The organism is Lactiplantibacillus fabifermentans DSM 21115 (genome assembly GCF_000498955.2).
Classification (GTDB): domain Bacteria; phylum Bacillota; class Bacilli; order Lactobacillales; family Lactobacillaceae; genus Lactiplantibacillus; species Lactiplantibacillus fabifermentans.
Window position 1 is genome coordinate 1 of record NZ_AYGX02000098.1, and the last position, 6858, is coordinate 6858.

General features: G+C 43.5%; 7 protein-coding genes and 1 pseudogene. 7 read left to right on the forward strand and 1 reads right to left on the reverse strand.

The features are described 5' to 3' along the window. Nucleotides 1-869 precede the first annotated feature (869 nt). The 6 genes from DY78_RS09040 (at nucleotide 870) to DY78_RS09065 (ending at nucleotide 4770) form a co-directional block, all read left to right on the forward strand. A complete protein-coding gene (locus DY78_RS09040; protein ID WP_033613631.1) occupies nucleotides 870-1619 on the forward strand; it encodes a DUF975 family protein in 750 nt (249 codons plus the stop codon). Nucleotides 1620-2271: 652 nt separating this feature from the next. Continuing rightward, the gene (locus DY78_RS09050) at nucleotides 2272-2994 is read left to right on the forward strand and encodes a DUF975 family protein (RefSeq protein ID WP_033613632.1); all 723 of its coding nucleotides are present in this window, start codon (nucleotides 2272-2274) and stop codon (nucleotides 2992-2994) included. A gap of 76 nt (nucleotides 2995-3070) precedes the next feature. After that, nucleotides 3071-3379, forward strand: a complete 309-nt coding sequence (locus tag DY78_RS09055) for a hypothetical protein (RefSeq protein ID WP_024625688.1) — start codon at nucleotides 3071-3073, stop codon at nucleotides 3377-3379. 222 nt (nucleotides 3380-3601) lie between these two features. Beyond that, nucleotides 3602-3847, forward strand: coding sequence for a hypothetical protein (locus tag DY78_RS16615; RefSeq protein ID WP_235810657.1), 246 nt, complete (start codon nucleotides 3602-3604; stop codon nucleotides 3845-3847). Nucleotides 3848-3854: 7 nt separating this feature from the next. After that, the gene (locus DY78_RS16620; RefSeq protein WP_235810658.1) at nucleotides 3855-4013 is read left to right on the forward strand and encodes a hypothetical protein; all 159 of its coding nucleotides are present in this window, start codon (nucleotides 3855-3857) and stop codon (nucleotides 4011-4013) included. A gap of 10 nt (nucleotides 4014-4023) precedes the next feature. Next, nucleotides 4024-4770 carry a nitroreductase family protein gene (locus DY78_RS09065; protein WP_024625689.1) on the forward strand — a complete coding sequence of 249 codons (747 nt, stop codon included), beginning with the start codon at nucleotides 4024-4026 and terminating at the stop codon, nucleotides 4768-4770. A 38-nt stretch (nucleotides 4771-4808) separates the two neighbouring features. Here DY78_RS09065 and glpK read toward each other — a convergent pair whose 3' ends face one another. After that, nucleotides 4809-6320, reverse strand: coding sequence for a glycerol kinase GlpK (glpK, locus tag DY78_RS09070; protein WP_024625690.1), 1512 nt, complete (start codon nucleotides 6318-6320; stop codon nucleotides 4809-4811). 334 nt (nucleotides 6321-6654) lie between these two features. Here glpK and DY78_RS09075 point away from each other — a divergent pair. Continuing rightward, a pseudogene (locus tag DY78_RS09075) lies at nucleotides 6655-6858 on the forward strand (hypothetical protein); the annotation flags it as partial.

Genomic DNA, 6858 nt, shown 5'->3' on the forward strand with positions numbered 1-6858 from the left:
CTGATCTTTTTTGTCCGAACAGCGTTCGGATTAATTTTACAATCTACCATTTAACTAACAAAAATCGTAATTGCAGATAACTGTAATTACGATTTTTTATTAGATATAATACCTAAATAAGGTGAACTAATTAATTAACAAACAAGTCAAGTATTCGTCGAATGTTGATGTTACGGCGTATACGTAGATTTATTTGAGGAATATGTAAATAAATTAACAAAATTATTATCAGGCAACGATAATTTATCTATTTATTTCCAGTAGCTGTTGACAACGCTTACAATATCGCTTATTCTTAGAGCGTAAGGTATTTAGTTACCTTCTAATCAATTCTCTTTCTCTCTTATGCCGACCACTATCTTTGGATAGTGGTTTTTTTATTGTAGAGCGAGAACTCAGGCGGTTAGCTACCGAGCATAGCCTAGTTATCAGGGTTATCCGGTGCACTTTCCGGATGACCCCGATGACGTAGCTAAGTGGAGGTCGCTGCCTGAGTTCTCGCGTTTCGGCACCAAAGATAAGGAGACACACCGAGCATAGCCTAGTCATGAGGGTTGTCCGGTGTACTTTCCGGATGGCATCGGTGACGTAGCTAAGCGGAGGTCGCAGTCTGGAATTTCGCGTTTCGGCACCAAAGACAAGGAGACACCGAGCATAGCCTAGTCACCAGCGTTATCCGGGGAACTTTCCGAATGGGCCCCGATGACGTAGCTAAGCGGAGGACGCAGTGTGGGATATCGCGATTCACCACCACGTTAAAATACGCAAGGCTCGTCAATAATTAAAATGTGCTAACGAATAAATAAAATTCCTGTCGATAATTCAAATAGTGTACAATTGAATTGTCAACAAAAAGGGGGATTTTATTGATGAAAACACGTGCAGATCTAAAAATGGAAGTAAAGCAATTATTTAAGGGACGCTGGCGCCAAGCCGTTATTTTATGTTTGGTCGTTAGTATCGTCACTGCTTTTAATAGTGTTGTTCAAATGAAGCAGCAGGTTAGCAAATTTACCGATGGGTCCATCCATAAATCGGTGCTCAGTCAAATATTCAATTTGGACTTGGCAGTAATTTCAATGCTTATGACAATCGTATTAGTGGTACTGATTTTCTCACTAGTGGTGGGACTAGTGGTCAAGGTTATCACGATTGGGACAAGTTACACTTTGTTGGATTGGTTACGCGACCCCCAACGAGAAATTCACCCAGTTGCAGATGCTACGGTGGGTTTTAGTAAACAATATGGCTGGCCATTAGTTGGCTTAATCATCTGGCAAACTATCTTAGTCTTTTTGTGGAGCTTGCTGCTGATTGTTCCAGGAATTATTAAGTCGTATGCTTATACACAATCGTATTTTGTGTATAAGGATATGTTAGCGGCCACGCCGGCAGACCAACCGCGGCCAACTTATCGAGCGGCCATTACGCGGAGTCGTGAATTAATGGCCGGCTACAAATTCGATTACTTTGTGTTGCAATTAAGTTTTCTTGGTTGGCGGATTTTAGCGAGCTTAACAGCGGGAATTGGCCAATTGTGGCTCGTGCCATACACGCTAGCCACGGAAGCCAATTATTATGAAAACTTGGTCGCCAATGCTAAGTTAGCAGCTAAATAGTACTACCAAAGTAGCGATTAGCGTCTGTTTCGATACTTGTTGTTTCTGTGAGGATATATCGGATACTGGGTGCTGAAATTTGGCCCAAAACATAAAATCGAATGATGATAGTATTTAGATTATTGATATGTATCTTAATATCAAAATCTAAATGAAGGGAGAAAACCAATGATAATAATAATGGGGTTAAGCCCGATATTGTCAATCGGTTTGATTGTACTTACTATTAGAGCAATGCAGAAACCGAGTGTATTACGATACAACTTGGTTATCGCGTTAGGGTTTCTATATATCGCACTTATATTGGGATTTGTATTGCCAGGCCAAGGTAGCTCAATATTAGATGTTCTATCGGCAACGCTTACGTTTTATCAGTTCTTCAGTAATCGTAAGTCCAGTAATATTTAGTATTGATTAACACAAAACGGTTATTCCGATATTGTTGGAATAACCGTTTTGTGTTTTTTATTGCCGATATTTTTACAACCCAATCAGTAATTAGCCGGATGGAGTGTGGTTGAACTGATGAAGCCTTTCGGTGATTTGCCAATTAGTCCCAATTATTTCATTGACATGGTAAAAAAGTTTAAGTATTTCAAACTAATTAAATAGTGTACAATTAAATTGTTAACTAAGAGAGGCGGAATGATGAATGAAAACACGGGCAGCATTGAAGGCGGAAGTTAAGCAATTATTCAGCGGGGCATGGTGGCGAGCGGCATTATTGTGTTTAGTCGCTAGCTTAAGTATATTTTATCGAGATGCTTCAGGAATGTATAAGTTCATTAATAGTTGGGGCATCACGGGTTTTGATTGGGTCGGATGGCTTGATTGGGATACTTCAGAAACGACCGCGGCATTACTGATCAGCACTATTTTTGGCGTGATCGTTTATTTCGTTCAAGAGGTTTTTATCGTTGGCGCTAGTTATGCTTTATTGGACGCATCACGTGCTCCCAAGCGACAACTGCCTACGATTACGGCGGCCACTGTGGGCTTTGCTAAGCAGTATCGCTGGTCCATCGTCGGCTTAATTATCTTTAAAGCGTTACTCGTCTTTTTATGGAGTTTATTACTGATTGTTCCGGGGATTATTAAGGCCTATGCGTATACGCAAACTTATTTTGTGTATAAGGATATGTTAGCGGCCACGCCAGCGGGGCAACCGCGACCGACTTATCGGGCGGCCATTACCCGGAGTCGAGCGTTAATGAAAGGGCGCAAATTTGACTATTTTGTGTTGCAATTAAGTTTTATTGGTTGGCAGATTTTGGCAATTTTGACTGCTGGACTGGGTGAATTTTGGTTGATGGCTTATAGGTTAGCGACTAACGCCCATTTTTATGATGACTTGGTGATGAGTGCTAAGCGGTAACTGTACTAGTGATCGGGTTATTTTTGACACCTTTTCCCTTGCCCGCTATACTAAAATCTGAAGCGAGGGATTATCATTGAAAAATCATGAAGTATTAGACTTAATTCAAGAAATTACCCGTGAAGACGGTACCGCTTATATGGAAATTGGTAATATGGTCATGAACGGCCGGGCGGAACTAGCAGCGGAACGCGGTTTTATTAAACAAGTGCGGATTTTGCAACTGAATATTCCACATTCAACCCACGTGCAAAAATACGAAGCATATATCAACGAAACGTTCGAAATTCCGGATGAATCGATGGATCACTGGGAAGAGTGGACGAAAACACCCGAAATGCAAACGGAAGTCGACTTAATTTTAAAAGAAAATCATATCGGTTAAATGAACAAGCGTGAGGGAACAAACTGACTTTCCCCTCACGTTTCGGCCACAAGAATAGCCAAAAACTGAATGGGCGTCTGATGAAGCTTTAACACTTTATCAGGCGCCCGTTTTTTGAGTTATGTCTCAGTGGGCTGATTACATCTTGAAACGGGAAAACAGTCAGGATGATGAATAAGTGGTATCGTAGACCAAGCAACATTTGAAGAGAGGATTGTTCGCTTGAGAAAAGTATTATTGCAATTTATTCAAAGTCGTTTTCAGACGCATTTTCGTTTTCGCAATGCGTTTGAATCAGCTTTGACTTTAAAAATATTATTGCGGTTAATCAATGAACACCCGGAGAGTTTATTATTAACGAAGCAAGACGTGGAAACGATGCTGGGATGCTCCTTAGACGATCCGCAACTACAACGGGAGTATTTTCCCCCAACGGTCGATTACGCTGCTAGAAACGGCCTTAGATGAGCTGAGCATGTTAAGCGTCATCGTCCAACATCCAGAAGGGCGCGTCCGTTACCCGTTGTTTCAGAGTATTCAAATTGACCAAGTGTGTGAACGCATTGTGTTTAATTTAAACGTGGCGGTCTTGCCACAACTGACGCAATGGTCACAAGAACTCGTTGCTGATTAGGAGGAGTATTTTGTCAAACTCAGTTATTGAAACGTTACAGCACCATTGCACCCAACGTGATTTTACTGACCAAGTTGTCAGTGACGAAACGTTAGCTAAAATTATTACCACGGCGCAACATGCGCCATCGAGCCAGTATTTACAAGCGTATAGCCTGATTGAAGTGACTGATCCTGCCATTCGTCAAGCGCTTGCCAAATTAACGACCCGCGCGACGGTCGCCACGCAAGGCCGGTTATTAGTCGTGATCGCGGACCAACATCGCAACGTCCAGTTAGCGGATACACCCGCGGCACAACAAGCTTTAACAGAATTGGACCGTTTCTTAGGTAGTGTGGAAGACGCCACCTTGATGACGGAAGCCATGGTCATGGTCACCGAGAGTTTAGGACTCGGGAGCGTGGTGCTGGGCTCAATTAATAACGATACGCAAGCGGTCATTGACCTGTTACACTTACCGAAATTAACTTTACCGGTGTTTGGTTTTCAGATTGGCTATCCAAGCAGTCAGCCAGAGACCAAGCCCCGGTTAGGCTTAGACGCTATTCTATTTAAAAATCAATATGTTGAACCAACTAGTTATCAAACTGAACTGACTAACTTTGACCAACGCTTGCATGCCTATTATGCCAACCGTAGCAGTCATGCGCGTGATGAACATTTGCGTGATATGACCAAAGAAGCGCTCGGATCAGCTGCCAAACGGCGCGACTTTTTCAAGATTGCGACACGCCAAGGCTTTTTACCGGAAGCCTAATGAAAAACCACTTACCCAATGCGGATAAGTGGTTTTTATTAACCTTCATAAGGCGTGTGCTTGAAAAGCTGAGCGGCTTTAACGGCGGTTTGCCAGCCGTTATATAAGTTATCACGCTCGGCAATAGACATTTTGGGACTGAATTCATCGCCGGTTTGATGAACGGCTTTGATTTCAGCCAAACTATCCCAGTAACCGACCGCTAAGCCGGCTAAAAAGGCCGCTCCTAATGCGGTGGTTTCCAAATTAGCCGCCCGTTGAATCGTGACGTTGGAAATGTCCGCTTGGAATTGCATTAGCCAGTCGTTGCGCGCCGCCCCGCCATCGACTTTTAAGGTAGGAATTGGAATTTGTGCATCGTGTTTCATCGTATCAATGACATCACGCGATTGATAGGCTAAGGATTGCAAGGTGGCTTTGACGAAGTCGGCCTTGTTCGTACCACGAGTCAACCCAAATACCGCACCACGGGCTTCAGAATCCCAGTAGGGGGCGCCTAGTCCGGTGAAGGCCGGTACCACGTAAACTTCGTTGTGATTCGTCGAGGACTTAGCGAGCGCCTCCGATTCCGGCGCCGATTTCACCAATTGCATGCCATCACGTAACCATTGAATCGCTGAGCCGGCGACAAAAATCGAGCCTTCCAGCGCATAGGTGACGTGGCCGTCGATACCATAGGCAATCGTCGTCAGTAAATTGTGATCAGATAATTGCGGCTGTTCGCCAATGTTCATGACAGTAAACGCGCCGGTTCCATAGGTGTTTTTGACCATTCCGGGTTCAAACGCCATCTGACCGAAGAGGGCGGCTTGTTGGTCACCAGCCATCCCACTAATGGGGACCGCGCTGCCATAAAATAAATAGTCTTTGGTGGTGCCATAAATTTCAGAATTAGAGCGCACAGTCGGCAACATCGCGGCCGGAATATTCAATAAATCTAAAATTTCGGTATCCCATTGTAAGTCGTGGATGTTGAACAACATCGTCCGACTAGCATTGGAATAATCGGTGACGTGAGCTTTACCACCAGTCAGCTTCCAAACGAGCCACGTATCGATGGTCCCAAAGAGTAATTCGCCGCGTTCGGCCCGGGCTTGGGCCCCGTCCACGTGATCTAAAATCCAGCGAATCTTCGTGGCCGAAAAATAGGCGTCGGTCACTAAGCCGGTGTGATTATGAATGAGTTCGCCGGCGCCATCCGCAATTAGTTGGTCCGCAATCGGGGCGGTTTGGCGGGACTGCCAGACGATGGCGTTATAAATCGGGAGACCGGTGGCTTGGTCCCAAACGACGGTTGTTTCGCGTTGATTAGTAATCCCAATGGCTTTAATCTGACTGGGCCGAATGCCAGATTCAATTAAGACATTGGCAATCGTTGAAGAGACGGCGTTCCAAATCTCGTTGGCGTTATGTTCGACCCACCCCGGTTGGGGAAAGTATTGCGGAAATTCCCGTTGCGAGTCCGCAATCTTTTCACCGGCATGATTAAAAATAATCGCCCGGGTGCTGGTGGTGCCTTCATCAATCGCCATAATGTATTCTGCAGGCATACTAGTTTCCTTCTCTGTTATTTATTTTCGGGTTGTAATCGTTAACATCATTTCTGATAGTAGCATGCTTTGGCCGTTTTGTGAATTTGTATAAAATTCTTAATAACTGATAAACCAATCGCCACCTAAAGCGGTTTTAATTTTTGAAAGGGCTTTAAAAATATATACCAATTAAAGCTTATGGAAAGGGTTATCATTTTTGATTTATATGTATCACTAACAAATTGCTGTTTGTAACGATATTAAATTAAGTTACAGTAAAGTTTGCAATGTAGACCAATCTGAATATAATTAGGATTTAAATTATAAAATCAATGAATCGGAGGTCGTTTACATGCAAAAAACACGGTTCTTTTTAAAAGGCTCGGCGGCCGAAATTAAATGGTTAAATCGGCAAGCGCAACGTGGTCACAAGTTAAGTGGTATTAACGGGAATCATTATCAATTTGTTGAAGATGCCCAGGCGTCACCAGTGATGGCTGAGTATATGGTAGATTGTAAAATTAATCCGAACGCTGTTCGGACAAAAAAGATCAGC